At 68.8% G+C, this 22,954-nt stretch carries 29 protein-coding genes and 1 riboswitch; of the genes, 17 read left to right on the forward strand and 12 right to left on the reverse strand.

Going from position 1 to position 22,954, the window contains the following annotated elements:
• Positions 1-7: 7 nt before the first annotated feature.
• Positions 8-976, reverse strand: a complete 969-nt coding sequence (locus OX958_RS02370; RefSeq protein ID WP_270135398.1) for an Abi family protein — start codon at positions 974-976, stop codon at positions 8-10.
• 126 nt (positions 977-1,102) lie between these two features.
• A complete protein-coding gene (locus OX958_RS02375) occupies positions 1,103-1,699 on the reverse strand; it encodes a LysE/ArgO family amino acid transporter (RefSeq protein WP_270135399.1) in 597 nt (198 codons plus the stop codon).
• Between the two features lie 78 nt (positions 1,700-1,777).
• Here OX958_RS02375 and OX958_RS02380 point away from each other — a divergent pair, with 78 nt between their 5' ends.
• The 3 genes from OX958_RS02380 (at position 1,778) to OX958_RS02390 (ending at position 3,545) form a co-directional block, all read left to right on the forward strand.
• Positions 1,778-2,665 (forward strand): LysR family transcriptional regulator ArgP, encoded by an 888-nt coding sequence (locus tag OX958_RS02380; RefSeq protein WP_270135400.1) that lies wholly within the window; start codon positions 1,778-1,780, stop codon positions 2,663-2,665.
• Positions 2,666-2,743: 78 nt separating this feature from the next.
• A complete protein-coding gene (locus OX958_RS02385) occupies positions 2,744-3,328 on the forward strand; it encodes a TetR/AcrR family transcriptional regulator (RefSeq protein WP_270135403.1) in 585 nt (194 codons plus the stop codon).
• A 22-nt stretch (positions 3,329-3,350) separates the two neighbouring features.
• Entirely contained in the window at positions 3,351-3,545 is a 195-nt protein-coding gene (locus OX958_RS02390; RefSeq protein ID WP_270135405.1) for a hypothetical protein, read from the forward strand.
• On the opposite strand, the gene OX958_RS02395 is transcribed toward OX958_RS02390, so the two are convergent.
• Both OX958_RS02395 and OX958_RS02400 read right to left on the reverse strand, forming a co-directional pair.
• A complete protein-coding gene (locus OX958_RS02395) occupies positions 3,517-4,404 on the reverse strand; it encodes an SCO6745 family protein (RefSeq protein WP_270135406.1) in 888 nt (295 codons plus the stop codon). The genes OX958_RS02390 and OX958_RS02395 overlap by 29 nt on opposite strands.
• Before the next feature lie 48 nt (positions 4,405-4,452).
• On the reverse strand, positions 4,453-4,950 hold the full coding sequence (locus tag OX958_RS02400; RefSeq protein ID WP_270135407.1) for a GNAT family N-acetyltransferase: 498 nt from the start codon (positions 4,948-4,950) through the stop codon (positions 4,453-4,455).
• Positions 4,951-5,089: 139 nt separating this feature from the next.
• Here OX958_RS02400 and OX958_RS02405 point away from each other — a divergent pair, with 139 nt between their 5' ends.
• Positions 5,090-6,178, forward strand: coding sequence for a calcium:proton antiporter (locus OX958_RS02405; RefSeq protein ID WP_442913284.1), 1,089 nt, complete (start codon positions 5,090-5,092; stop codon positions 6,176-6,178).
• Here the strand turns inward: OX958_RS02405 and OX958_RS02410 are convergent.
• Complete coding sequence (locus OX958_RS02410) at positions 6,168-7,601, reverse strand: ankyrin repeat domain-containing protein (protein ID WP_270135409.1); 1,434 nt, start codon at positions 7,599-7,601, stop codon at positions 6,168-6,170. The two genes, OX958_RS02405 and OX958_RS02410, sit on opposite strands and share 11 nt — an antisense overlap.
• 157 nt (positions 7,602-7,758) lie before the next feature.
• On the reverse strand, positions 7,759-8,124 hold the full coding sequence (locus OX958_RS02415; protein ID WP_270135410.1) for a nuclear transport factor 2 family protein: 366 nt from the start codon (positions 8,122-8,124) through the stop codon (positions 7,759-7,761).
• A 122-nt stretch (positions 8,125-8,246) separates the two neighbouring features.
• Here OX958_RS02415 and OX958_RS02420 point away from each other — a divergent pair, with 122 nt between their 5' ends.
• From OX958_RS02420 to OX958_RS02470, 11 genes are all read left to right on the forward strand, one after another.
• A complete protein-coding gene (locus tag OX958_RS02420; protein WP_270135412.1) occupies positions 8,247-8,720 on the forward strand; it encodes a hypothetical protein in 474 nt (157 codons plus the stop codon).
• A 6-nt stretch (positions 8,721-8,726) separates the two neighbouring features.
• Positions 8,727-9,161, forward strand: coding sequence for a thiol-disulfide oxidoreductase DCC family protein (locus OX958_RS02425; protein WP_270135413.1), 435 nt, complete (start codon positions 8,727-8,729; stop codon positions 9,159-9,161).
• Positions 9,121-9,792: a TetR family transcriptional regulator gene (locus OX958_RS02430; RefSeq protein WP_270135414.1), complete on the forward strand. Its 672-nt coding sequence runs from the start codon at positions 9,121-9,123 to the stop codon at positions 9,790-9,792. The genes OX958_RS02425 and OX958_RS02430 overlap by 41 nt, the downstream gene beginning before the upstream one ends.
• A 250-nt stretch (positions 9,793-10,042) precedes the next feature.
• Entirely contained in the window at positions 10,043-11,830 is a 1,788-nt protein-coding gene (locus OX958_RS02435) for a DEAD/DEAH box helicase (protein ID WP_270135415.1), read from the forward strand.
• A 116-nt stretch (positions 11,831-11,946) separates the two neighbouring features.
• Positions 11,947-12,315 (forward strand): DUF1304 domain-containing protein, encoded by a 369-nt coding sequence (locus OX958_RS02440; RefSeq protein WP_270135416.1) that lies wholly within the window; start codon positions 11,947-11,949, stop codon positions 12,313-12,315.
• Positions 12,316-12,388: 73 nt separating this feature from the next.
• Positions 12,389-13,765 carry an MFS transporter gene (locus tag OX958_RS02445; RefSeq protein ID WP_270135417.1) on the forward strand — a complete coding sequence of 459 codons (1,377 nt, stop codon included), beginning with the start codon at positions 12,389-12,391 and terminating at the stop codon, positions 13,763-13,765.
• Positions 13,766-13,861: 96 nt separating this feature from the next.
• Positions 13,862-13,926: riboswitch (cobalamin riboswitch) on the forward strand.
• 51 nt (positions 13,927-13,977) lie between these two features.
• Entirely contained in the window at positions 13,978-14,181 is a 204-nt protein-coding gene (locus tag OX958_RS02450; RefSeq protein WP_270135418.1) for a CbtB domain-containing protein, read from the forward strand.
• Between the two features lie 39 nt (positions 14,182-14,220).
• Complete coding sequence (locus OX958_RS02455) at positions 14,221-15,003, forward strand: CbtA family protein (protein ID WP_270135419.1); 783 nt, start codon at positions 14,221-14,223, stop codon at positions 15,001-15,003.
• Complete coding sequence (locus OX958_RS02460; RefSeq protein ID WP_270135420.1) at positions 15,000-15,617, forward strand: histidine phosphatase family protein; 618 nt, start codon at positions 15,000-15,002, stop codon at positions 15,615-15,617. The genes OX958_RS02455 and OX958_RS02460 overlap by 4 nt, the downstream gene beginning before the upstream one ends.
• An 88-nt stretch (positions 15,618-15,705) precedes the next feature.
• Positions 15,706-16,809 carry an alpha/beta hydrolase gene (locus OX958_RS02465; RefSeq protein WP_270135421.1) on the forward strand — a complete coding sequence of 368 codons (1,104 nt, stop codon included), beginning with the start codon at positions 15,706-15,708 and terminating at the stop codon, positions 16,807-16,809.
• Positions 16,806-17,174: a hypothetical protein gene (locus tag OX958_RS02470; protein WP_270135422.1), complete on the forward strand. Its 369-nt coding sequence runs from the start codon at positions 16,806-16,808 to the stop codon at positions 17,172-17,174. The genes OX958_RS02465 and OX958_RS02470 overlap by 4 nt, the downstream gene beginning before the upstream one ends.
• Positions 17,175-17,188: 14 nt before the next feature.
• Here the strand turns inward: OX958_RS02470 and OX958_RS02475 are convergent, their stop codons facing one another.
• Positions 17,189-17,776: a DinB family protein gene (locus tag OX958_RS02475; RefSeq protein WP_270135423.1), complete on the reverse strand. Its 588-nt coding sequence runs from the start codon at positions 17,774-17,776 to the stop codon at positions 17,189-17,191.
• 83 nt (positions 17,777-17,859) lie between these two features.
• Here OX958_RS02475 and OX958_RS02480 point away from each other — a divergent pair, with 83 nt between their 5' ends.
• Positions 17,860-18,162, forward strand: a complete 303-nt coding sequence (locus OX958_RS02480; protein WP_270135424.1) for a hypothetical protein — start codon at positions 17,860-17,862, stop codon at positions 18,160-18,162.
• Positions 18,163-18,198: 36 nt separating this feature from the next.
• On the opposite strand, the gene OX958_RS02485 is transcribed toward OX958_RS02480, so the two are convergent.
• The 5 genes from OX958_RS02485 to OX958_RS02505 all read right to left on the reverse strand — a co-directional run bounded on the left by OX958_RS02485 (position 18,199) and on the right by OX958_RS02505 (position 21,709).
• Positions 18,199-18,657: a helix-turn-helix domain-containing protein gene (locus OX958_RS02485; RefSeq protein WP_270135425.1), complete on the reverse strand. Its 459-nt coding sequence runs from the start codon at positions 18,655-18,657 to the stop codon at positions 18,199-18,201.
• 88 nt (positions 18,658-18,745) lie between these two features.
• Positions 18,746-19,123 (reverse strand): VOC family protein, encoded by a 378-nt coding sequence (locus OX958_RS02490; protein ID WP_270135426.1) that lies wholly within the window; start codon positions 19,121-19,123, stop codon positions 18,746-18,748.
• 56 nt (positions 19,124-19,179) lie between these two features.
• Positions 19,180-19,983 (reverse strand): endonuclease/exonuclease/phosphatase family protein, encoded by an 804-nt coding sequence (locus OX958_RS02495; protein WP_270135427.1) that lies wholly within the window; start codon positions 19,981-19,983, stop codon positions 19,180-19,182.
• 152 nt (positions 19,984-20,135) lie between these two features.
• On the reverse strand, positions 20,136-20,987 hold the full coding sequence (locus OX958_RS02500; protein WP_270135428.1) for a fumarylacetoacetate hydrolase family protein: 852 nt from the start codon (positions 20,985-20,987) through the stop codon (positions 20,136-20,138).
• Positions 20,988-21,013: 26 nt separating this feature from the next.
• Positions 21,014-21,709: a GntR family transcriptional regulator gene (locus OX958_RS02505; RefSeq protein ID WP_270135429.1), complete on the reverse strand. Its 696-nt coding sequence runs from the start codon at positions 21,707-21,709 to the stop codon at positions 21,014-21,016.
• A gap of 150 nt (positions 21,710-21,859) precedes the next feature.
• On the opposite strand from OX958_RS02505, the gene OX958_RS02510 reads away from it, so the two are divergent.
• Positions 21,860-22,954: a sugar ABC transporter substrate-binding protein gene (locus OX958_RS02510; protein WP_270135430.1), complete on the forward strand. Its 1,095-nt coding sequence runs from the start codon at positions 21,860-21,862 to the stop codon at positions 22,952-22,954.

The following is a 22,954-nucleotide window of genomic DNA, read 5'->3' on the forward strand; positions in this document are numbered from 1 at the left end:
CAGTAGGTCAGCTACTCCACTGGGGAGAGTCGATCCAGCCTGCCGGAATCCCGAGTTCGTGGAGTTGTCGCCCGCAGCGAGGGATGTCGGTTTGCAGAAGATTCCGGACCGAAGCTGCCCACTGGGACTCGTCGCCGAAGCGCCGCAGCAGAAAGGCCAGAATGCAGAGTGTCGAATAGATCCGGAAATGGCTGTCGCCGCTCGGGTCACCGAGGTGGGCAAGCGGCGAGATCGCCCGGAGATGGCGCGGAGCGATCTGGCTGACCAGGTTCCTGTTCCACAGCCTCGAGTGATGGGCGCAGACGTTGCGAACGTAGTTCAGCACCCTCAGCCAGTTCACCAGGGCAGGCCCGTTGCCGGCCCCGTTCGCAGCGACGACGCGCAGGCTTCGCGCGATCTCATCTCGATCGACGGACTTCAGGCCGCCGTAGAGGTAGCTCATCGAGCCGAAGTCCATGATCTCGGTGAGCACCCACACCGGCAGCTTGCCGTCGTACTTGCGCCTGAAATGGACGACGAAGTCTTCGGACGAGCGAGTCTGAGCGGTGAGAATCTTCTGCAGCCACTCCTGGTGGATGCTGAGGCGCCCGGGCCGGGCGCGAACGAACTGGCCGTCCAGCGCGGCGCCGTTCAGGTGGGCATAAGCCCCGCGTCGCCCAAGCGTGAAGCCGATCTTGACCCGGAGGGCGACCTCGACCCGCTCGATCGCGGCCAGCACCATCAGCTTCAGTCGGCGGTCCGTGTCGTAGAGGTGAACAACCTGGTCAAAGGTCGTCCCGGCGACGAACTGATCATCTCGCCCGTCCTGTCCTTGGATCGATCGGCGGTACGGGTACCAGTATCCGCTCAGCCGGTAGTAGCCGACGACGCTCAGCAGGTCAGCAGCCGCGCCCGGGTCCCTGATGAGCAAGCCGCGGCTCTCCAGGAGTTTGACCTGGTCGGCGAAGGTGAGGTGCGGCTTGGTGTAGAGGTCCATGACAGTGCTCCCACAAGAGAAAACCAGCCCGTGCCCTGACGGGCAGAGGGGCTGGCCATGTTGGAGCCAGCTTACAGGCAGCTCGGGAGCGCTGGAGCCTTTGCGCCGGGGCAGATGAGGGGCAGATCAGGGCAGCACCAACCACAGGCCCATGACGGTCATGATGACGGCGATGGTGGTGTCGAGGAGTTGCCAGGCTCGGGGGCGGGCGAAGAGGGGGCCGAGTTTGCGGGCGAAGAAGCCGAGGGTGGCGAACCAGGCGAAGCTGGCGGCGACCGCGCCCAGGCCGTAGAGCCAGCGGCCGTCGGTGCCGCGTTGGTTGGCCAGGGAGCCGAGCAGGACGACTGTGTCGAGGTACACGTGGGGGTTGAGGTAGGTGAAGCCCAGGCAGGTCAGTACGACGCTGCGCAGGGCGGTGGGAGTCTGATCGGTGGGGGTCAGGGTCGCTGGATTGAACGCTCGGCGCGCTGCGATGGCGGCGTAGGTGAACAGGAAGAGGGCGCCGCCGTAGCGAGTGATGTCCAGGGCGAGTTGGCTGCTGGTGATCAAAGCACCGAGGCCGGCGATGCCGCTCGAGATGAGGAGCGCGTCGGAGAGCGCGCAGATCAGTACCACCGGTACGACGTGCTCGCGGCGCAGGCCCTGGCGGAGTACGAAGGCGTTCTGCGCGCCGATCGCGACGATCAGCGAGAGTGTGGTGGCGAAGCCGGCGAAGAGGGGCACGTCTCGACCGTAGAAGGCTGCTGGACAACAAACCAGCTAAAGTTCTTTCACTGCCTTTAGCAACTCTTAAGGACCCCGATGCAGCTGGACTCGGCGCAGTTGGACACCTTCGCGGCGGTGATCGACGAAGGCAGCTTCGACGCGGCGGCTCGCCGGCTGCAGATCACGCCGTCGGCCGTCAGTCAGCGGATCAAGGCGATGGAGAGCCGTCTCGGTCATGTGCTGGTGCAGCGGGTCAAGCCTGCTCGCGCCACCGAGGCAGGCGAGGCGGTACTGCGCCTCGCCCGGCAGGTCTCGCTGCTGGAGGTCGAGGCGATCGCCGCGGTGCGGGGCAAGCTCGAAGGACTGCGGCTGCCGATCGCCGTGAACGCCGACTCCCTCAACGGCTGGTTCCTGCCGGTGCTCTTCGCTGTGTCGCCCGAGCTGGTGACGGCGTTCGACCTGCGACAGGAGGATCAGGATCACTCGGCCGAGCTGTTGCGCAACGGCACCGTGCTGGCCGCGGTGACCGCCGACCCGCGACCGGTCCAGGGCTGCCGGGTCCAGCCGCTCGGCAAGATGCGCTACCTGTCGATCGCCACCCCGCAGTACGCCGACCGCTGGCTCACCGGCCGTCCGTTGCCAGAGGCGCTCGAAGCCGCTCCGATGATCGTCTTCAACACCAAGGATCAGCTGCAGCACCGCTTGCTGCGCAAGGTCACCCGGCGTCGGCTCGATCCACCCACCCATTCGATCCCGGCGCCGGGCCCGTTCGTCCGGGCGATCCGGCTCGGCCTCGGCTGGGGGATGATCGAGGCGGAGCTGGTGGAGAACGAGCTAGCCGACGGCCGCCTGGTGGAAGTTGCCAAAGGCAAATATATCGACGTGCCGCTGTACTGGCAGCACTGGAAGCTCGACTCCGCGGTCCTGGACACCCTCACCGCCGCGGTCCTCGCCGCCGCCGCGACCGGCCTGCGGACCCGCTGAACCAGCGATCGCAACGACTCGAACCTCCACCAACGAGCGTATGAGACGTTCGTACCAAGCTCGCCTAGGATCACCGGCATGGGAAACCGTGAGGCGCTGGTCGAGGGCGCGAAGACCTGCCTGCTGGCCAACGGCTACAGCCGCACCACCGCTCGCGACATCGCGACGGCGGCCGGGGTCAGCCTGGCGGCGATCGGCTACCACTTCGGTTCCAAGGAAGCCTTGTTGAACGAGGCCATGCGGCAGGCGCTGGACGAATGGGCCGCCGGCGCCGGCCGGACGACGAACGCCGATCAACCCGAGGAACCCGACGCGGGGAAGCGGTTCGAAGCGACCTGGGCGCAGATGCTCGGGACGCTGTCGTCGCCGGAGACTCGCGCGCTGTGGGTCACGCAGTACGAAGTCCTGTGCCTGGGCGCGCAGCACCCGGAGCTGCTCCAGGAACTGTCGAAGCTGCAGGGCGACGCGCGAGAGGGCCTGGCGGAGCTGTTCGGCTCGGCCGACGCCGGCACCGACGAGGCGGCGAAGCAGCGGCTCGGCACCTTCTACCAAGCCTTGATGCTCGGCGTGATCGCTCTCTGGCTGGCCGACCCGGAGCAGGCTCCCGCGGGCGCGGACCTGGCGAAGTCGATCCAGCTGGTTGCCGAGCAGCTGGCGCGCTGACCCAGCACGCTAGGGTCATGAGATGAAGAAAGCACTCCCGATCGCCTTCGGGCTCCTGCTGACGGTCATCGGTGTGGTCTGGGCGTTGCAGGGCCTCGGCTACGTCGGCGGAAGCTCGATGTCGGGCAAGAGCATCTGGGCCATCATCGGACCGGTCGTCGCGGCCTTCGGCGTCTCCCTGCTCTACGTCACCTTCCGGGGACCGCGGAAGAAGTAGGCAGGTCGGCGGCGTCCCAGCGCATCGCCATCGGGTTGTCGTCCGGGATCACCCCCGACGCCATGATCGCGCCGCTGATCGGCCGCATCAGCCGGTCGAGTTCGGCCGCGTTGTCGTCGCCGAGAGCAGTCCAACCCTGCTCGGCCAGCCTGTCGGTGGTGTCCTCGACCTGCTGTCGCAGCGCGTGCCCAGCACCAGTCAGTACGCCGTCCGCCGTGAGCAGTCCGCGCGCCCGGAGATCCTCCGAGGCGGCCGCCCACTCTTCGTCGCTCCAGCGCCTGTTGAGCTGAAACACCTCCTTGGAGGGCCCGCCCGCGGCGGAGATGGTGATGCACGCCTGACACGGCGACAACCCCGCTCCCACCAGCGCAGCGACATGCCCGTCACCACGAGACTCCCTGAGGATCGTCGTGGCCTGCCACAACACCAGATGCGGCTCCTCCGGCCAGGCGAGACCTGCGTTGGCTGCCGCTAGAGGCCTGCCGGCTGTAGGCGCCAACTCGGCCGCCTGGCGTGCCAACTCCGCGGCGCGGCGTAGCGGCGTACCGGCGTCAGGGAAGCGGCGTACTGCGCTGTCGACCGCCTCCAGGCGGGCAGTCAGGACCTGCGCGGGTGTGGCCAGCTGCCACGCGTCCGGGATGGCACGGCTGACCATCGACGGGTGGAAGTTGTAGAAGACCGCTGTCACGAGTTCGGGGCCGGCTGCCCCCAGCGGGGCCGCCCGGCAGGCGAAGTAGCTCATCCAGCCGCCACGGAGGCCGAGCGCGTCGGTGGCCTTCCTGGTGTCCGGTGCGAAGTAGGTGATCGCGTGGAACGGTTCCAGGACTTTCCACAACCGGCGGGCGCGGGAATCGGTCATGGTTCCGATCAAAGCAGACTCCCTCCGCCCAGGCGTGGTTCTGGGTGTCTACAGCGGCCGGTGCATGACGTGCAGCCCGACGTAGCCGTGCGTGGGGCTGAGGAACGCCTCGGGCACGGTGCCGATGATGTCGAAGCCGAGTGACTGCCAGAGCCTGACCGCCGTCGTGTTGGACTCCACCACGGCGTTGAACTGGATCGACCGGAACCCGTTCCGCCCGGCCCAGTCGATCATGTCCTGGCACAGTGCCCGGCCCACGCCGCGCCCGCGGGCCGCCGCGTCGACCATGAAACTGGCGCTGGCCACGTGCGCGCCCGGACCCGGCCGGTTCGGGTACATGTTGGCGCTGCCGAGAACCTTGCCATCGGCATCGATCGCGACGGTGGTCCGGGCCAGTGGCGAGGCGGACGGCGACATCCAGAGCGCCTCCGCCTGCTCGGCGGTCAGTGCCGGATCGTAGGTGTAGGTCTCCTGCGCGGAGACGATGGCCGAGAAAAACGGCCAGATCGCTGCCCAGTCGGTCACAACGGCCGGTCTGATGTCCATGGAGCCGATAGAATCACAGGGGATGACAACCACAGTCGACGGTGTGAATCCTGATCCGACCCCGCCTACCCCGCCCACGCGGTCAGCAGGACTGCCGCGCTGGAGTCTGGCCGTGCCGCTGCTCGCCCTGGTGGTCCTGATGCTGTCCTGGGGCCGTGAGCCGGGCACGATCATGCTGATCCTCATCTGCGCCGGGCTCGGATCCGCGGTGATCGCCGCGGTGCACCACGCCGAGGTGGTGGCACACCGCGTCGGGGAACCGTTCGGCACACTGATCCTGGCGCTCGCGGTGACGGTGATCGAGGTCGCACTGATCGTCACGTTGATGGCGTCCGGTGGCGACAAGGCGGCGTCGCTGGCCCGCGACACCGTGTTCGCCGCGGTGATGATCACCTGCAACGGCATCCTCGGCCTGTCGCTGGTGGTCGGCTCGCTGCGGCACAAGACGCAGGAGTTCCGGGTGCACGCCTCCGGCAGCGCGCTCGCCGTGATGACCGCGCTGGTCACCCTCAGCCTGGTCCTGCCGACCTTCACGACCAGTACGCCGGGAGCGACCTTCAGCGGGCCGCAGCTGGCCTTCGCCGGCGTCACCTCGCTGGTCATGTACGGCGTCTTCGTGTTCGTCCAGACCATCCGGCACCGCGACTACTTCCTGCCCAACGCCGATCCTTCGGTCGATCCCACCGCCAGAGCTGCCCGCGAGGCCGAGGCCGCGGGGCTGGCCGACAGTGACGGCGACGGCGAGGACGACAGCCACGCGGACGCGCCCAGCAGCAAGATCGCGCTGCTGAGCCTGGCGCTGCTCTTCGGGTGCCTGATCGCGGTGGTGGGCCTGGCCAAGACCGTCTCGCCGAAGCTGGAGTCCGCGGTCGAGTCGGCGGGCGCGCCGCTCGCGGTCGTCGGTGTGGTGATCGCGCTGCTGGTGCTGCTGCCGGAAACTGTGGCCGCGGTACGGGCGGCACTGCGCAACCGCCTGCAGACCAGCCTCAACCTCGCGCTCGGCTCGGCCCTGGCCAGCATCGGGCTGACGATCCCGGCGATCGCCATCGCGTCGATCTGGCTCACCGGACCGCTCGTCCTCGGCCTGGACAGCAAGGAGCTGGTGCTGTTCGTGCTGACCGTGGTGGTCAGCATGCTCACCCTGGCGACCGGCCGGGCCACCCTGCTGCAGGGCGCGGTCCACCTGATGATCTTCAGCTCCTTCCTGTTCCTCGCGATCAGTCCGTGAGGCGGTCCAGGTAGTCGACGACCTCCTGCTGGCGATTGTGCTCGGCCCACCCGCGGGCTGTGCCGTGGTAGGCCGGATCCTCGGCATCCGGGTCGGCGCCGAGCTCCAGCAGTTTCTTGACGGTGTCGAGGTGACCCGAGAACGCCGCCTGGTGGAGGGGCGTGATCCGGCCTGGCATGAGCAGATCGAAGCCCAGCTGCCGCAACGGCTCCAGAGCTTCGGTCCGACCCAGCACGGCCGCCACGAGCGGCAGGTGCGGATTACGCCGTACCGCGCGGGCGGCCAGCTCCGCGTCGGCCTCGATCGGCCCGCCCCGGAAGGCAGCGGCGTACAGCTCGTGTACGTCGTCGAGCGGCGCCGCGCCGGCCGCCCGCAATAGCGCGGCGACCTCGTCGTACCCGGAGACCGCTGCCAGCTCGTAGGCTCGGTGGCCGACGAAGATCGGATGCTCCGTACCGCGCGCGTCAGGGTCGATGCCTTGGGCAAGCATCAGTTCGACTCTGCGGGGCAGTCCTTTGGAGGCGGCGAAAACCAGCTCGTCCTCCAGGAGCTGTCCCGGAGTCGGATGAGCGGGCGTCATCCGCTCGTGCCAGGGGCCACCGTCGCCCTGGCCCAGACCGAATTCGAGCAGCAGCTCCAGGTGGTCGTCGTCGTACGGCGGAGGGCAGCCCGGACCGCAGTTGTACATCGTCTGGCTGTCGTTGGGGTCAGCGCCGGCCTCGAGCAGGATCCGCGCCAGCTCCAGCCTGCACTGGTGCGGCGGCTGGTCGCCTTCGCCCCGGCCGAAGGCGCCGGTGAGTGCGGTGAAGGGTGACGGGAGTCCTTGCCACAGATAGCCGGCGTTCGGGTCGGCGCCGTTGGCCAGGAGCAGTCGCGCGATCTCCAGTGGTGCCTCGGGGGCGACTTCCAGGCGTGAATAGGCCAGGTAGAGCAGAGGCTCCCAGCGGAACGGGCCACCTTCGCGACGGGCCAGTGCCGGATCCGCCGCGAGCGTCGTCCGGACCGCGTCGACGGCACCGGCCACCACCTGGGTATAGATGTTGCTCAGGGCAACATTATCGACCAGGGCGCGGGCCGCGACCTGACGAGCAGGATCGTCCTGACCGTAGTGCAGCGTGGCGAGCCGCAGGAACTCGTCGATGCGCCGGCCGCGAGTGTGCAACGGACCGCCGATCTCCTGCCGGTGCGGGAACCGGCTGTACCGCTCGACCAGTTCCAGGTGATGCACGAGTCGTGGCCAGCTGGGGAAGCCGTAGCTCCGGGCGATCGCGACCTGCGCGTCGGCCAGGGTGCTGACCGGGTGGAACTCGGTGGCGAGCGCGACCGCGGCCGGGTCCCCGGCACGGACCTGCTTGAGCAGACTCTTGGCCTGCTTCCGCAAGTGGTCGAGGCTGGGCGGACTGGGAAGATTCCGGGTCGGCATGGCGACCTCCTCTCAACAGCCTGCTGTCCGCGTGGTCAGGCGAGAAAGGAGGTGGGTACGGCGAACGCGACCTCGAGTTCAGGTGGGCTGAGCCCTTCCCGCGGACCGGTGGCACCCTGAGTGCCTGATCCGATCGTAGGCCACCCGGCGTCCCGCGTCACGGCTTCTCCATCCACCATTCGGTGAACTCGTAGGCCCGGCCGGTCCGGTCCAGCCGGATCACCCACAGGTTGCTGAACTCGCCCGGCGGCTCGGTCCGGTACGTCGTCCAGCCGCGCACGAAGCCGACACCGTCGCCGAACCCGAGCACCTCGTACTCGAAGAGCGTCTCGCCCGGCGCGTCGGCCACCTCCAGCCAGGCGGCGACGATCGCGTCCCGGCCGACCACGGGCTCCTCGTCGGGCCGCCGGTGGAAGGCGGCGTCCTCGGTCCACAGCGCGGCGATGTGCTCGGGATCGTTCGACTCCCAAGCCCGCCGGTACGCCGTCACCCAGCGATCCAGGTGCCTCTCCTTGAGCGCCATGCGGGCATTCTGCCGGGCCGGCTGAGACCCAGCTCACCCCACGCCGGACTTGAACATGTTCAAAAGCGCGGCTTACGCTCAGGAAGTCAGAGAGTTGAACGTGTTCAAATAGTGAGGACGTGATGAGAATGACGGTGATCACCTACCTGATCTACCTGCTGATCTCGGTGCCACTGACGATCTGGGTGGCCCGGACGCTGAGCCGCAACGGGCGGATCTTCCTGGTCGACGTGTTCCACGGCAACGAGGACTTCGCCGACGCGGTCAACCGGCTGCTGGTGGTCGGCTTCTACCTGGTCAACCTCGGGTTCGTGACGCTGTTCCTGCGCACCGGCGGCACCGTGGTCGACGCCCGCGGGGTGATCGAGCAGCTCAGTGTGAAGGTCGGCATCGTGATGGTCGTGCTCGGCGTGCTGCACCTGCTCAACGTGTGGACCTTCAACGCGATCCGCCGGCGCAGCCGGATGGAGCAGATGACCACACCGCCGGTCCCGCCGAACGCCTTCGTCGGCCAGGGCGCCGGTCAGGGATTCGGCCAGGGGGTCGGCCAAGGTCCGCTGGCCGGTGGCCCGCAGCCGATGCCGCAGGGCTACTGACGGATCATGCAGGAACTGGTGGTGCTGTACGACGCGCAGTGTGGGCTCTGCCGCCGCTTCAAGGAGTGGCTGGCGGGGCAGCAGCCAGGGCTGAACGGTCTGGGCGGAGTGGTGCGGTTCGCCTTCGTCGCGGCGGGGTCGGCGGAGGCCAGGCAGCGGTACCCGGAGCTGGACCACCTGGCCACACTGCGCGAGGTGACAGTGGTCGCCGACGACGGAGCGGTCTACGTCGGCGACCGGGCTTGGATCGTCTGCCTCTGGGCGACCTGGGAGCACCGGGCCACCGCAGTACGGCTGGCGAGTCCGGCCATGCGGCCGGTGGCGCGGGCGATGGTGCAGGTGGCGGCCGGGCTACGGAGCAGGAACTGGGAGTTGATGGAAGGTGACTACGCTGACGGATGTGACGGACAGTGCGACCGCCAAGGGCGAGCAGACGCGTGAGCTGATCCTGTCCACGGCTCTGCGGCTGTTCCGCGAGCAGGGCTACGGCAAGACGACCATGCGGGCCATCGCGACCGAGGCCGGCGTCTCGGTCGGCAACGCGTACTACTACTACAGCTCCAAAGAACACCTGATGCAGGCGTACTACGACCACCTGCAGGTGCTGCACCGCGAAGCGACCGTGCAGATCCTGGCCGGAGAGAAGTCGTTCACCAAGCGGCTGACCGGCGTACTGCGGAGCTGGCTCGAGGTCTCGGAGCCGTACCACGAGTTCGCCGGCACGTTCTTCAAGACGGCGGCGGAACCCAAGAGCCCACTGTCCCCGTTCAGCGAGCAGTCCCAGCCCGCCCGGGACGCGAGTGTCGAGATCTTCCGTCAGGTGGTGGAGGGTTCGGATCTCAAGCTGCCGCCGGACCTGCGGGCCGAGCTGCCCGAGCTGCTCTGGCTGCTGCAGATGGGCATCGTGCTGTTCTGGGTGCACGACGACTCCGAAGGGTTGCGGCGGACCAATCTGCTGATCACCAGCACGGTGCCGCTGATCGAGCGGTTGCTGCGCCTGACCCGGATCCCCGGCGTCCGCGGCGTCGTGAACGACCTGGTCGGCGTGATCCGTCAGATCAAGACCGGCTGACCGCTCCTCGCCGGTGAGCCCGTCGGAGCGCCGGATCGTCTCGCCAGGCAGAGCTGGGACCAGTACCGCTCGCCCAGCTCCGGTCACTCTCCGCCGGTGGTCCTCCGGTGCCGTACACTGAATGTGACGGCCCGCCCAGTTCTGCCTCGGGCCGCTTCAGTGCATACGCTGCGCTAGCAGTCGACCACCACGCGCCGCGGCCCATTGGCTGCGCCGGGCAGGACGACCCCCCGATCTTTTGGAGTACTCCATGGCGGCACGCCGCCCCAGCAACACCACGCCCATTTCCGCCCCTTCCACCAGCTCGTCGCGCGGCCAGGGTGAGGCCTCGGCCCGCCGCCCGCGCCGCCGCCGTACCGGTGCCGGTGGCAACAACCCGACCATCGGCGGAGCGCCGCTGCTGACCGAGAGCTCGCAGGCCCCGGCGTACGCCGAGGTCGCGCCGACGGTGGTCGACGAGAACCTGACCTTCGACGACCTCGGCGTACCGGCCGGTCTGGTCAAGGCCCTCGCCGCCGCCGGAATCCTGAAGCCGTTCCCGATCCAGGCGGCCACGCTGCCGGACTCGCTGGCCGGCAAGGACGTCCTCGGCCGCGGCCGGACCGGTTCCGGCAAGACCTACGCCTTCGTCCTGCCGCTGCTGGCCCGGCTCACCACGAGCACCAGCAAGCGCCGGCCGAACCACCCGCGCGCGCTGATCCTGGCGCCGACGCGGGAGCTCGCGACCCAGATCCAGGCTTCGATCACACCGCTGACCGACGCGCTCGACCTGCGCACGATGACCATCTTCGGTGGCGTCGGCGCGGGCCCGCAGATCACCCAGCTGCGCCGCGGCGTCGACATCGTGATCGCCTGCCCGGGCCGGCTCGAGGACCACGTCAAGACCGGTCACGCCAAGCTCGACCAGATCGAGATCACCGTGCTGGACGAGGCCGACCACATGGCCGACCTCGGCTTCCTGCCCGCCGTCCGACGGATCCTGGAGGCGACTCCGGTGAACACCCAGCGGCTGCTCTTCTCGGCCACCCTGGACGCCGGCGTCGACGTCCTGGTCAAGCGGTTCATGAAGTCGCCGGTCACGCACAGCGTCGACTCGGCGCAGTCGCCGGTCACCAAGATGACGCATCACGTGCTGCACGTCCAGACCGACAGCCGGTTGCCCGTGCTGGTCGACCTGACCGCGGCCCCGGGCCGCACGCTCGTCTTCACCCGGACGAAGTACGGCGCCAAGTCGCTCACCAAGAAGCTCATCGCGCAGGGAGTCCCGGCCGTCGAACTGCACGGCAACCTGTCGCAGGGCGCCCGGACGCGAAACCTGGAAGCCTTCTCCGACGGTTCCGCCAAGACCCTGGTCGCGACCGACATCGCCGCCCGGGGCATCCACGTCGACGACGTGACCCTGGTGATCCACGCGGACCCGCCGATCGAGCACAAGGCCTACCTGCACCGCTCGGGCCGTACGGCGCGAGCCGGCGCCGAGGGCACCGTCGTCACGTTGATGACCGACGACCAGGTCCGCGACGTCCGCGACCTGACCCGCAAGGCCGGCATCTCGGCCACCGTGACCAAGCTCAGCGTCGGCGACCCGCTGCTCGCGAAGCTGGCCCCGGGCGAGCGGACCTTCGTGACGCCGACCATCAAGGTCGCCTCCGACGAAGAGTCCGTACGCCGTGCCGGCGGTGGCGGGCGCGGCAACGGCCGTGGCCGCGGCAGCCGACGTACGGCGACCGGCGCGGGTTCTACGCAGAGCGCCGGCGAGGGGTCGCGCGGCGTCCGCTCCGCAGGCGGTCGTGGCGGCGCAACCGGTGGCAACGCCAGCTCCGGCGGCGGTCGCAGCTCGGGTGGCAACGGTCGCGGCGCAGGCAGTGGCGGTCGGGGCGCAGGCTCCGGCGGAGGCCAGGCGACCAAGACCCGGTCCCAGGGCCGCGGCGGCTCGGCTGCTCCGAAGACCTACAGCACCAGCACTCCCGGCTCGAGCAGCCGCCCGGCAGGCGCCGCCGCCTTCTCGGCCGGCTCCCGCGCGGGTCGCTCGCGCTAACAGCACCAATCGGTTCGATCGAGCCCGGACAGGCCCAGCCTGTCCGGGCTCGACTCTGTCCGGCTCGGCTGCCCGGAATCGCCTGACGGTCTCCTGGCGCGCGGTACCGTTCGCAGGTGAACACGATCGCTCAGATCTTCGTCGTCCTGGCCGGGGTCTTCCACCTCGCCGTCTTCGCTCTGGAGAGCATCCTCTTCATGAAGCCGAGCACCTACCAGCGGTTCCTGATCCGGAACGAGGCCGACGCGACCGTGGCCAGGCCGTGGGCCTTCAACCAGGGCTTCTACAACCTGTTCCTCGCCCTCGGTGCCCTGGGCGGACTCGTTGCCGGTGGCGACAAAGGGCACGCGATCTCCTTGTTCGCCTGTGCCTGCATGGCCGGCGCGGGTCTCGTGCTGGTCGCGGCCGATCGCCGGATGCTGCGTTCCGCCGCCCTCCAGGCCGGTCCGCCGATCCTCGCGCTGGTGCTCGCCGCCGTTCTCTGACCTGCCGAGCATCATGCGCACTTGAGGTCCGCGGGTTGACCTCAAGTGCGCTTCAAGTTGGAGGCTGCTCGGCATGACCGCTACCGCCGAGCCGTCGGCCGACCTCGCGAGCACACCGAAACCACCCGGCGTGCTCGCGCCGCAGTACCGGGCGCTGACGGTCGGGATGGTCGCGCTGATCACCCTGATCGCGTTCGAGTCCCTGGCCGTCACCACGGCGATGCCGACCGTCGCCGAGGCGCTCGACGGGCTACCGCTGTATGCGCTGGCCTTCGGTGGCCCGCTCGCGTCGAGCGTGGTCGCAATGGTCGTCTCCGGCACCTGGAGTGACCTGAAGGGGCCTACCCGGCCGCTCTGGTACGGCACCGCGTGGTTCCTGCTCGGACTGCTCATCGCCGGTCTGGCGCCGACGATGGAGGTGCTGGTCGTCGGCCGGGTCATCCAGGGCTTCGGTGGTGGCCTGGTCACCGTCGCGCTCTATGTCGTCGTGGGACACCTGTACCCGCCGGCGCTGCGGCCGCGGATCTTCGCTGCCTTCGCGGCCGGCTGGGTGGTTCCCTCCCTGGTCGGACCCGCGATCGCCGGGGTGATCGTCGAGCACACGGACTGGCGGATCGTGTTCCTCGCCGTACCGGTGCTGGCCGTCCCGGCGGCGCTGGTGATGCGGCCTGGTCTGGCCGGTGCCAACTCAGAAACCGTCGAGCGGTCCGGATCGCTCTGGGATCGACGGGCGCTGTGGGCTGTCGCGGCTGCTGCTGGTGTGGGAGTGCTCAGCTACGGCGGCCAGCAGCACGGGGTGTCGCAGGCAGTACTGGTGTTGCTGGGGCTTGCCGGGGTCGCGGCGTTCGCGCCGAAGCTGCTGCCCCGGGGCACGTTCCGCATCGGTCACGGGCTGCCTGCGGTGATCGCACTGCGCGGGCTGGTCGCCGCGGCGGGGTTCGGAGCCGAGGTGTTCCTGCCGTTGATGCTGACTCGTGAGCGCGGGCTGTCCCCGTCGTACGCCGGACTGGTGCTGACCGTCAGCGCGCTCTCCTGGACGGCGGCTTCGTGGTACCGCGGCCGGCCGAAGCAGCCGTTCTCGCACTCGGTCTTCCTGCAGGCCGGGATGATCTCGATCGTGCTCGGCATCGTGACCGCGACCCTGACGCTCAACCCGCACGTGCCGGTGGCCGTCGGCATCCTCGGCTGGGGACTCACCGGACTCGGGATGGGGACCGTGTTCCCGACCGCGTCGGTGCTGGTGCTGGAGTACTCCAGCCGGGAGGAGCAGGGCGCGAACAGTTCCGCGATGCAGCTCAGCGACGCGCTGGCCACCGCCACGGTTCTTGCGGTCGGTGGATCGCTGTTCGCCGCGATCGAGCCGCACTCGCCGGCCGCGGCGTACCTGACAGCGTTCGGCCTGCCTGCGCTCCTCGCCCTGATCGGCGTCTTCGCCGGGCGCCGGGTCTAGTTCCTGGCGCCTCACACCGCGGTCTTTCCCGCTCATGCGTTGACCCCGGTGTGAGCGGACGACTACCTTTCGGGGGACAACCTGCGGTGCCATGAGGGAAACCGGTGCAAGACCGGTACGGCCGCGCCACTGTGAGCGAGCTTGCTCGTGAGTCAGGACGCTCAGGCACCAGCAGCCTTTCGATAGGGACGCGCACTTCCCTAGGAGGTCTCATGTCCGTACCCACGCCTGCCCAGCCGGTCTCCGTTCCGGCGGTTTCGCCGCGGCTGCTCGCGATCGCTCTGCTCACCGTCGGTCTGGCGCTGATGCTCGCCTACCTGGTCGCCTTCGACCAGGGCGCCATCTCCCAGTCGGGGATGTACCTGCACGAGCTGATGCACGACGGCCGCCACCTGCTCGGCGTCCCCTGTCACTGAGTCCTGCCGTAGCTCCATCCTCTGAACGACAGGACTGCCATGCGCACCTTCGGATCCCTCCTGGTGCGCGGACTGATCGTCGGTCTCTTCGCCGGCCTGCTGGCCGGAACTTTCGCGTACGTGACGGGCGAGCCGCACATCGACTCCGCCATCGCGATCGAAGAAGCTGCCGGTACCGCGCACACGCACGACGCTGACGGCAAGGCCGTCCCGGCCGAAGCCGACGAAGAACCTCTGGTCAGCCGCGACGGCCAGCGAGCCGGGCTGTTCCTCGCCACCACCCTGTACGGCGTGGCGCTCGGCGGCATCTTCGCGGTCGGCTTCACCCTGCTGCGCCGCCGCCTCCGCACCTCCAGCGACTCGTACGCCGCCCTGGGGCTGGCCGTCGCCGGGTACGTCGGGATCGTGCTGGTGCCGTTCCTCAAGTACCCGCCGAACCCGCCCGCGGTCGGTGACCCGGAGACCATCACCAAGCGCACGGTGACCTATCTGCTGACGCTGGTGCTCGGGCTGCTCGTGGTGTGGGCCGGCGTGGCCGCGTCCCGCTGGTCGGCGCGCTTCAGCTCGGCGTCGAGGCTGAGCCCTGAGGTCCTGCGCCTCGCGGCCGGTGCGGCGGCGTTCCTGGCGACGGTGGTCGCCGCGTACCTGGTGCTGCCCACGATCAACGAGGTTCCGGGGTCGTTCCCCGCTACGCTGCTCTGGCAGTTCCGGCTGGCCTCGCTGGGCACCCAGACCACGCTCTGGTTGCTCCTCGGGCTCGGCTACGCGGCGGTGACGGACCGTCGTACGGGGAAGGTCGACTCTGAGGTGGTTGCCGCTTGACGTCTCTGACGCTGGTCGCGCACGCGCTGACTCCTGCTCTGCGAGGACTGGTCCTCGGGGGTGACGCCTCACCCGATCCGTCGGGAATCGAGGCGGCCCGGGAGTTGAAGATCGTTGCCGACGAGGTGTACTCCGGTCCCGAGGTCGCGGCGCTACGGACGGCCGACGCGCTCGGGTTGTCGCCGGTCGTGGTTCGCTCGCTGCGTGACCGCGAGTACGGCGAGTGGACCGGGCGTGAGCTGGAGGAGCTGCTCGAGGCGTCACCGGGGACGGTGGCGACCTGGCTCGAGCGGCCGCACACGGCGCCGCCGGGTGGTGAGAGCGAGAACGACTTGATCACCCGGGTGGCCGACTGGCTGGGAGATCTGGCCGAGTCGCCTGCTGTTGCCGATGGCCCGGGTTCTGGGTCCGGCTTCGACTCGGCGGATGGCGGGGGTCGTGGCCGGGCGGACCGGCGTACTGCGGTTGCTGTGGTGCATCCCTCGGTCGTGCGGGCGGCGGTGCTCTACGTGCTCGACGCGCCGGCCGAGTCGCTGCGGCATGTCGACGTACGGCCGCTGTCGGTGGTGCGGCTGTCCGCGCACGCTGGTAGCTGGTCGCTCACTTTCGGCTGAGTTGCCTCTTCCCGTCAGGGCTTGCCGGATGCCAGACTGCCGGGAGCCCGGTGTGAGGCCTGGGCCGACGCGCTGACGGGGAGTCGCGATGGCAGAAGCACTGGAGGCGCGGTTCCGCGCCTGTCACCTGCAGCTGGTCGCTGCCCGTGATCGGCTGCAGGCGCGGCTCGACGCGGAGGTCGCGACCAAGCACGAGCGCACCCGCCTGGACACCGTCAACGACCTGCTCACGCCGGTTTCCTCGGCGGAGGTTGATGCCTTGGGCAACGTCGTCGAGGTTCAGCGGTACCGGCGCTTCCTGTCGGTCGACCTGGAGGGCCAGGGGCGAGCGGTCGAGGTTCTGGGAGAGCTGGCCGCGGCCCGCAATCTGGCCGTGCTGGTGCCTGGCATGGGCAACTCGCTGGAGACCTTCAGTGGGCAGGCCGACCGTGGGCAGGCGATCCGGCACGAGTCGGGTCCCGGAACTGCCGTCGTCGTCTGGCTGGACTACGACTCGCCGCAGGGGGTCCGCGAAGCGATGAGCAAGAAGGCCGGGCTCGACGGCGGGCCGCGGCTTTCCGCCTTCCTGACCGAACTGTCGGCGATGAAGTTGCCTGAGGCAAACACCACTCTGGTCGGGCACAGCTACGGGTCGGAGGTGGTCGGCCAGGCGCTGCTGAACGGCGCGCACGCCGACCGCGTCGTACTCACCGGCAGTCCCGGTATCGACAAACACGTCGGCCAGGCGGCGGACCTGGTGGCTCCACCCACCCGGGTGTACGTCGAACGCGCGCCCGGCGACTACGTCTCCTACACCCAGTGGCACGGCCCGGACCCGGCCGACTTCCCGGACGCGATCCGGATGGCAACCGCTGACCCGGTCGGCAACGACGAAGCGGTCTCGGTGCACTGGCACAACGAGTACTACCGCACGAACAGCGAATCGCTGCGCAACGTCGGCCGGGTGGTCCGCGGTGACCTGGCCCGCATCACCCGCACCGACACGACGCCGGCGCAGGAAACGAAACTCGCCTGGGGACCCGGGCTGCGAATGCTCTCGGGCGCGGCCGGCAAGGTGTACGACGGAGTGGCGGCGCTGAGCAGACCATCCCGCGCAGCCGCTCGCCAAGCTGCCGGCACGGACGGCGCGCGAGTCGCGTCACGACCGGCCGCCCCGACCCACTCGAGAAGACCAGGAGGCCCGCAGCGATGACCGATGCCAGAGAGTTCCTCCGGGAAGAGCTACTCGCGATCGCGGCCATCGTCGTACCGGATCAGCGTGCGGTCGTCACCCACGACCCCGGCCCGGTCAACCCCGGCGCACTCTTCGACGGCCGGGCGCCGGCCACCGTCGCCAGCGTGACGGTGGAAACAGGCAGACCATCTTCGCCCGACCCCGCCGCAGCAGTCTCCGCCGCCGCTGCCGCCCTCAGCTCCCGAGGCTGGACCACCGAAGTGGCCCCCGAAGAAGACGGCCACCACCGAGTCTCCGCAACCCTGAACGGCTTCGACATCGCCGTACACGCCTGGACCACCGACTGGCGAATCACCTTCACCGGCCAAACCCCGTCCCCCTGACCCTGAGGTCGGGCTCACCCGTCGAGCTGAGCTGCCCTCCTGGCGGCGTCCTCGATCTGAGCCTGGCGAGCTTCCCAGTACGCCGGATCGGGCTGGGACTTCGTACGGGAGGCGACGGTTCCGATCGAGCCGTCGAGTTGTTCGCGCAGGATGTCGGCGTGACCGGCATGCCGGCTGGTCTCGCTGAGCATGTGCGCAAGGATGGTGAACAGCTTCACCTCGGGATTCGGCCACCAGGCGGCGTGACCGGGGGAGTCGAAGGCGAGGGCGTCGATCGTCTGGTCGGAGTGCGTCCAGACGCGGCGGTAGCGGTCGACGATCTCGGCGCGCGTCTCGTCGGCAGTCGCCCACAGGTCGGCGCCGTGCTGGTCGTCATCGTCCCAGCGCGGTAGCGCCTCGGGAAACGGCCGGCCGAAGACCTCACCGAAGTACCTCGACTCCCACAACGCCAGGTGTTTGACCAACCCGAGGAGATTGGTGCCGGTCGGAGTCAGGGGACGACGTACGTCGTACTCACTGACCCCGTCGAGTTTCCAGACCATTGCCTCCCGCAGATCCTGCAACTCACCGTGCAGGAATCTCTTCGCGGCGACATCAACCATGCCGTCAGCCTCCCACGCCACAGGCTCGCCTGAGTGCCAGTCGGTCAACTGCGTAGTGCGGCGACGCTGGCGAGAAGTCCTACGTGTTCAAGGGAAGTCAGCACGTCTCCGGTGGTGCAGGGCGGATTCTGCGAAGCGTCGGCCATGCGCTGCACCTGGGCGTAGACGGCAGGCTGGTTCAGGTCGATGAGATCCAGGACGAAATCGTCAGCGCTTTGAGCCTCGACGTTCTAGGGTGCCAACTTGTCCGAAGGAAAGTCCTTGGTGTTCTCGGTGACGATGATCTGCGCGTTCGCCTTGATCGCCGCAGCGAGGACATGCCGGTCCACTTCGCTTGGACCAGCCTGCGCCAGCCGGATCAGCAGGTCGCGCAGGCTGTTGGGTAGAGCACGTTGGCGTCGTAGATGGCCGTGAACGACACGTCAGTACAGACCCATCTCCCGGTTGAGCTCGGTCAGTTCGTCAGCGGCGTCGCGGCGGTCGTGGTCGTCTCTGCGCTTGTAGGCCATCAGGGAGTCGGCGCGCACGCGTCGGTGCTTGCCGACCTTGCGGTACTCGATCTCTCCCGCGTCCAGCAGGCCGATGAGGTAGGGCCGGGAGACGCTGAGCAGCGAGGCAGCCTGTTGCGTTGTCAGTTCAGCGCGGGCCGGCACCACCGAGACCGACTGGCCGGCCGCCATGTGAGCCAGGACCCGCGCCAGCAGTTCTACCGCGCTCCGCGGCAGCGACAGGGTGTCGTCAGCGTCGCCGCCCACCACTACCCGAATGTCGCGCTCGTCCGCGTGGTCGGCCAGATAGCGCCTGACACGCCTCATGGCGATTTCGGCCGTGTGTACCGCGTCGGGATCGGGCTGCGGACTCGCGACTTCTGCGTTGTTCATGCTGCTCCTCCCCGGCGGTCGGTTGTGAAGCTTCGGGCTGCTGAACGAATTATCTGCAATAAACGCAGCAAACGCAAGAACAGTGGCGTCAGTTGGTGGTGGCGCGTTCGGCGGCGCTGCGGAGTACGCAGAACTCGTTGCCTTCCGGGTCGTGCATGATCACCCAGCCGGTGCCGTCGGGGTGGCGGTGGTCGGCGTGGATGGTGGCGCCGAGGGTGAGGAGCCAGGTGACCTCGGCGTCGCGGGGGCCGTCGGGTTGGAGGTCCAGGTGCAGGCGGTTCTTGGCGGCTTTCGGGTCGTTGTTCTGTTCGAAGAGGAGTTTCACCTCGGGAGTGTTGACGGCGGCGTACGGGTCGCCGGGTTCGTCGTCTTCGGGGCGCTCGGCGCGGAGTACCTGTAGCCAGAAGCCGGCCAGCTCGTACGGGTCGTGGGCGTCGAAGGTCACTGTGCGCACAACGGAAGTCATGGGTTCGACAGTGCCGCAGACGCCGGTGTGACGCCAATGGTTTGCGGACCGAGGGCTCAGCCCAGGGTCATGCTGGCCCAGAGCTTCTTGTGGTCGGAGTTCGGCGTGGAGACCACGTCGGTGCCGTTGGGGGTGAAGGCAGAGGCCTTCATGAACACGTAGTCGAGCTTCTTGCCGCCGTCGCCGGTAGGAGCACCTGCACGGGCGCAGCAGCCGCTGGCCTCGGTGTGGGTGCCGTTGGCGCCACCGCCGTACGCCGGCCGGTACATCACGTCGAGCTGGTCGGAGGTGGGCTCGAGGTTGAAGTCACCGCCGACGAAAGCGGCGTGGCCGGCAGCGGCGTATCCAGCCAGGATGTCGGCCACCTTGTTCACCTGGGCGCCGCGGGTGCCGTCGCCATGGAAGTCGATGTGGGTCGTGCAGGCGATGAAGCCCTGGGGCAGCACCTTCGCGCAGAGCATCCGGCGCGCCTCGTGGTTCTCCGGGTTCGGCAGGTCCCAGCCGCGCCACCATTGCACCTCGCCGCGGTGGACCAGCGCGATGCCGAAGTCCGAGCCGTCGTCGCAGACCCGTTGGGTCGGCACGAAGATCACGCCGTAGTTGCTGGCGGCCAGCCGGTTGCGGATCCGGTTCGCCTGTCCGGCGCAGATCTCCTGCAGCGTCGCGGTTCGGGCGTTGCGGGCCAGCACAGAGTCGACAACCTCGTCCGCCACGGCGAGCCGGCCGTCGCTGCACTTGTTGCCACACATGTTGAAGCTGAGATTGGTGAACGTGTACGGCGCTGCTGCGGCCGGGGCGGCGGACAGCGTGCCGCTCACGGCGACAGCGGCAAGCGCTGCGATCAGGAGGCGTCGGATCATCAGGGCACAGCTCCTCGAGGCGGGGACAGAGACCTACGCCAGCACCGTAGAAGCTTCCGGGGCACGCACTCCCAGCCTCGATCGAAGTCGATCAGCTCGCCGTGCCGGCTACGCGGGAGGAACCCCCGCGCAGCAGGCCGGACGGCTCAGGCTCAGGCTTCGGCGAGGGTCTGCTGCTGCTTGCCCAGGCCCTCGATCTCGCACTCGACCACGTCACCGGCGGCCAGGTACGGGAAGCGGCCGGACAGGGCGACGCCTTCCGGCGTACCGGTGTTGACCACGTCGCCCGGGTCCAGCGTCATGTACTGCGAGAGGTCGCGGACGAGCGCGGCCACCGAGAAGATCATGTCTCGCGTGTTCGAGGCCTGGCGCGGCTCGCCGTTGACCCAGGACTTGAGCTCCAGGGCCTGCGGGTCGGCGATCTCGTCGGCCGGAACGAGCGCCGGGCCGAGCGGGTTGAAGGTCTCGCACGACTTGCCCTTGGACCACTGACCGCCGGACACCTCGAGCTGCAGCGCCCGCTCGGAGACGTCGTTGGACACCGTGTAGCCGGCGATGCAGGCGAGCGCCTCTTCGTCGGTCGACAGGTAGCGGGCGGTCTTGCCGATCACGATCGCCAGCTCGACCTCCCAGTCGGTCCTGGTGGAGCCGCGGGGGACCAGGACGTCGTCGTTGGGGCCGACGACGGTGTTCGGGTGCTTGTAGAAGACGACCGGGTTCTTCGGCGGCTCGGCGCCGGACTCGGCCGCGTGGGCCGCGTAGTTCAGGCCGATGCAGACGACCGCGCCGGGCTTGGCGATCGGGGCGCCGATCCGCAGGCCGTCCACCGCGGCGACCGGCAGCGAGCCCTCGGACAGCGCGGTCCGGGCGCGGGCGATGCCGTCGGCGGCCAGGAAGGCGCCGTCGATGTCGGCGGTGACGGAGCTCAGGTCGTAGACGGTGCCGTCGGTCGAGCGCACGTACGGGCGCTCCTCACCGACCGCGCCCAGGCGCAGCAGTTCCACAGAAACTCTCCTCAACAGAAAGAACCTCAGAGTTGGTCGAACACGGGGCGCAACCGCTCCCGCGACGCTTCGATGTGGGCGGCCATCGCCGAGGCCGCCTCCGCGGGGTCGCCCTTGCGGACGGCGGCCACGATCGTCTTGTGCTCCCGCAGCGCCTTGGTCGCGATCCCGCCGCCGTAGTACAGGCGGAACAGGTGCAGGTGGCAGTGCGTACGGGCGAAGGACTGCCGGGCGGTGTCGTTGCCGGAGAGCTCCAGCACGAGGTCGTGGAACCGCTGGTCGTGCGCGGCCATCGCCTTGTAGCTGTCGTAGTCAGGACGAGCCGGTACGTCGGTGTAGCTGAGCATCTCGTCCTTCAGCCGAACCAGGTCCTCGGCCGAGGTTCGCTCGGCCGCGCGGCCGGCCGCCCAGGGCTCGACGTGCAACCGGAACTCGAAGAGGTCCTCGAACTCCTCGCGGGTCAGCCGCGACGAGACCCGGTAACCGCGCAGCGGCTCCTTGATCACCAGGCCGTCGGACTCCAGCCGGGCCAGCGACTCCCGGATCGGGGTCTGCGAGATACCGAGCTCGCGGGTCAGCGCGTCGATGTTCAGCCGGGTGCCCGGTTCGACCACGGAGTCCATGATCAGGCCCTTGACGGTCTCGTAGACGTCGTCGCTCAGCACCTGCCGTTGGGGCAGCCGGGCGAGCTGCCCCGCCAGACCTACGTGCGCATCTGTCACCGTCGCTCCTCCCGAAGCTCCCATCATGCCCGACCGGCGGTGTGCCCGAGGGTCTTCCCAGTCGTTATCACCACAAGTCTTGACGCCACCAGTGTGAGGCGGCAGCATCAGCTACGCAATATCCTATAGGATCTTTGAGGAGTCAGGCCCATGACAGTCCACTCTCTCTACCGGAAGACCGCCGTCGGACTGGCCCTCGTTGCGCTGGCCGCAACCGGCTGCAGTACCAAGAGCTCCAGCGACTCCGCGAGCGGCAGCTCCGGAGACGACGCCTCCACCGGTACGTCGACCGGCCCGGTCGAGCTGAAGGACGGTTCGAGCGTCAAGCTCGCCCTCATCCCGGGCGGCGCGCACCCCTACTTCCAGCCCTGGAAGAGCACCGCCGAGCTGGACAAGACCGACTTCAAGCTCGGCGGCGTCACCTTCAACGAGACCGGCGAGTGGGACCAGAGCAAGCAGAACAACGTGATCAGCTCGCTGGCCGCCCAGGGCTACAACGCGTTCGGCATCTTCGGCGTCTCGCCGACCGACATCAACTCCACCTTCGAGGACCTCAAGGCGAAGGGCTTCGCGGTCGGCTCGCTCGCCTCCTGCCCGGCCGGTGACACCAACTCGGCCGACTTCTGCCTGTCCACCGACGTCGAGGCGGCGGCGTACAAGGCGACCAAGGCGACCATCGACGCGATCGGCGGCGAGGGCGCGATCGTGCACCTGACCGGCAACAACGTCGACTCCAACACCCAGCGCCGGATCGCCGGGGTCAAGAAGGCGATCGGCGAGACCGGCGGCAAGGTGACCGAGCTGCCGGTGATCACCGACATCGACAAGGACCTGCAGACCGCGCAGAAGGCGGTGGCCGACCTGCTCGCCTCGAAGGGCAAGGAGATCAAGGGCATCGTCACCACCGCCTACAACCCGGCCGTGGCCGCCGCCGACGGTGTTGCCGGCAGCAAGCTTCCGATCAAGGTGGTGGCGATCGACGACGACGCCAAGATCCTGTCCGGGATCAAGTCCGGCGGGGTGGCCGCGACGGTGACGCAGAACCCGGTCGGCCAGGCGTACGTCGGCGGCTGGCTGCTGGCCCTGCTCGGCTCCAAGCAGTGCACGATGAAGACGCCCGGCGTGATCGTCGACTCGGGCTCGTTCGTGGTCACCAAGGCCAACGTGGACAGCTACGACACCGAGCGCAAGGCGAAGACGACCGAGCTGCAGAAGGACTTCGCGGCGCAGCTGAGCTGCAAGTGA

This window comes from Kribbella sp. CA-293567 (genome assembly GCF_027627575.1).
Taxonomy (GTDB): Bacteria; Actinomycetota; Actinomycetes; order Propionibacteriales; family Kribbellaceae; genus Kribbella.

Excerpts from the sequence above, each read along its gene's own strand:
- OX958_RS02370 (WP_270135398.1), bottom strand. The coding sequence starts at position 976 with ATGGACCTCTACACCAAGCCGCACCTCACCTTCGCCGACCAGGTCAAA.
- OX958_RS02380 (WP_270135400.1), top strand. The coding sequence starts at position 1,778 with ATGCAGCTGGACTCGGCGCAGTTGGACACCTTCGCGGCGGTGATCGAC.
- OX958_RS02385 (WP_270135403.1), top strand. The coding sequence starts at position 2,744 with ATGGGAAACCGTGAGGCGCTGGTCGAGGGCGCGAAGACCTGCCTGCTG.
- OX958_RS02390 (WP_270135405.1), top strand. The coding sequence starts at position 3,351 with ATGAAGAAAGCACTCCCGATCGCCTTCGGGCTCCTGCTGACGGTCATC.
- OX958_RS02395 (WP_270135406.1), bottom strand. The coding sequence starts at position 4,404 with ATGACCGATTCCCGCGCCCGCCGGTTGTGGAAAGTCCTGGAACCGTTC.
- OX958_RS02400 (WP_270135407.1), bottom strand. The coding sequence starts at position 4,950 with ATGGACATCAGACCGGCCGTTGTGACCGACTGGGCAGCGATCTGGCCG.
- OX958_RS02405 (WP_442913284.1), top strand. The coding sequence starts at position 5,090 with ATGCTGTCCTGGGGCCGTGAGCCGGGCACGATCATGCTGATCCTCATC.
- OX958_RS02410 (WP_270135409.1), bottom strand. The coding sequence starts at position 7,601 with ATGCCGACCCGGAATCTTCCCAGTCCGCCCAGCCTCGACCACTTGCGG.
- OX958_RS02415 (WP_270135410.1), bottom strand. The coding sequence starts at position 8,124 with ATGGCGCTCAAGGAGAGGCACCTGGATCGCTGGGTGACGGCGTACCGG.
- OX958_RS02420 (WP_270135412.1), top strand. The coding sequence starts at position 8,247 with ATGAGAATGACGGTGATCACCTACCTGATCTACCTGCTGATCTCGGTG.
- OX958_RS02425 (WP_270135413.1), top strand. The coding sequence starts at position 8,727 with ATGCAGGAACTGGTGGTGCTGTACGACGCGCAGTGTGGGCTCTGCCGC.
- OX958_RS02435 (WP_270135415.1), top strand. The coding sequence starts at position 10,043 with ATGGCGGCACGCCGCCCCAGCAACACCACGCCCATTTCCGCCCCTTCC.
- OX958_RS02445 (WP_270135417.1), top strand. The coding sequence starts at position 12,389 with ATGACCGCTACCGCCGAGCCGTCGGCCGACCTCGCGAGCACACCGAAA.
- OX958_RS02450 (WP_270135418.1), top strand. The coding sequence starts at position 13,978 with ATGTCCGTACCCACGCCTGCCCAGCCGGTCTCCGTTCCGGCGGTTTCG.
- OX958_RS02455 (WP_270135419.1), top strand. The coding sequence starts at position 14,221 with ATGCGCACCTTCGGATCCCTCCTGGTGCGCGGACTGATCGTCGGTCTC.
- OX958_RS02465 (WP_270135421.1), top strand. The coding sequence starts at position 15,706 with ATGGCAGAAGCACTGGAGGCGCGGTTCCGCGCCTGTCACCTGCAGCTG.
- OX958_RS02470 (WP_270135422.1), top strand. The coding sequence starts at position 16,806 with ATGACCGATGCCAGAGAGTTCCTCCGGGAAGAGCTACTCGCGATCGCG.
- OX958_RS02475 (WP_270135423.1), bottom strand. The coding sequence starts at position 17,776 with ATGGTTGATGTCGCCGCGAAGAGATTCCTGCACGGTGAGTTGCAGGAT.
- OX958_RS02485 (WP_270135425.1), bottom strand. The coding sequence starts at position 18,657 with ATGAACAACGCAGAAGTCGCGAGTCCGCAGCCCGATCCCGACGCGGTA.
- OX958_RS02490 (WP_270135426.1), bottom strand. The coding sequence starts at position 19,123 with ATGACTTCCGTTGTGCGCACAGTGACCTTCGACGCCCACGACCCGTAC.
- OX958_RS02495 (WP_270135427.1), bottom strand. The coding sequence starts at position 19,983 with ATGATCCGACGCCTCCTGATCGCAGCGCTTGCCGCTGTCGCCGTGAGC.
- OX958_RS02510 (WP_270135430.1), top strand. The coding sequence starts at position 21,860 with ATGACAGTCCACTCTCTCTACCGGAAGACCGCCGTCGGACTGGCCCTC.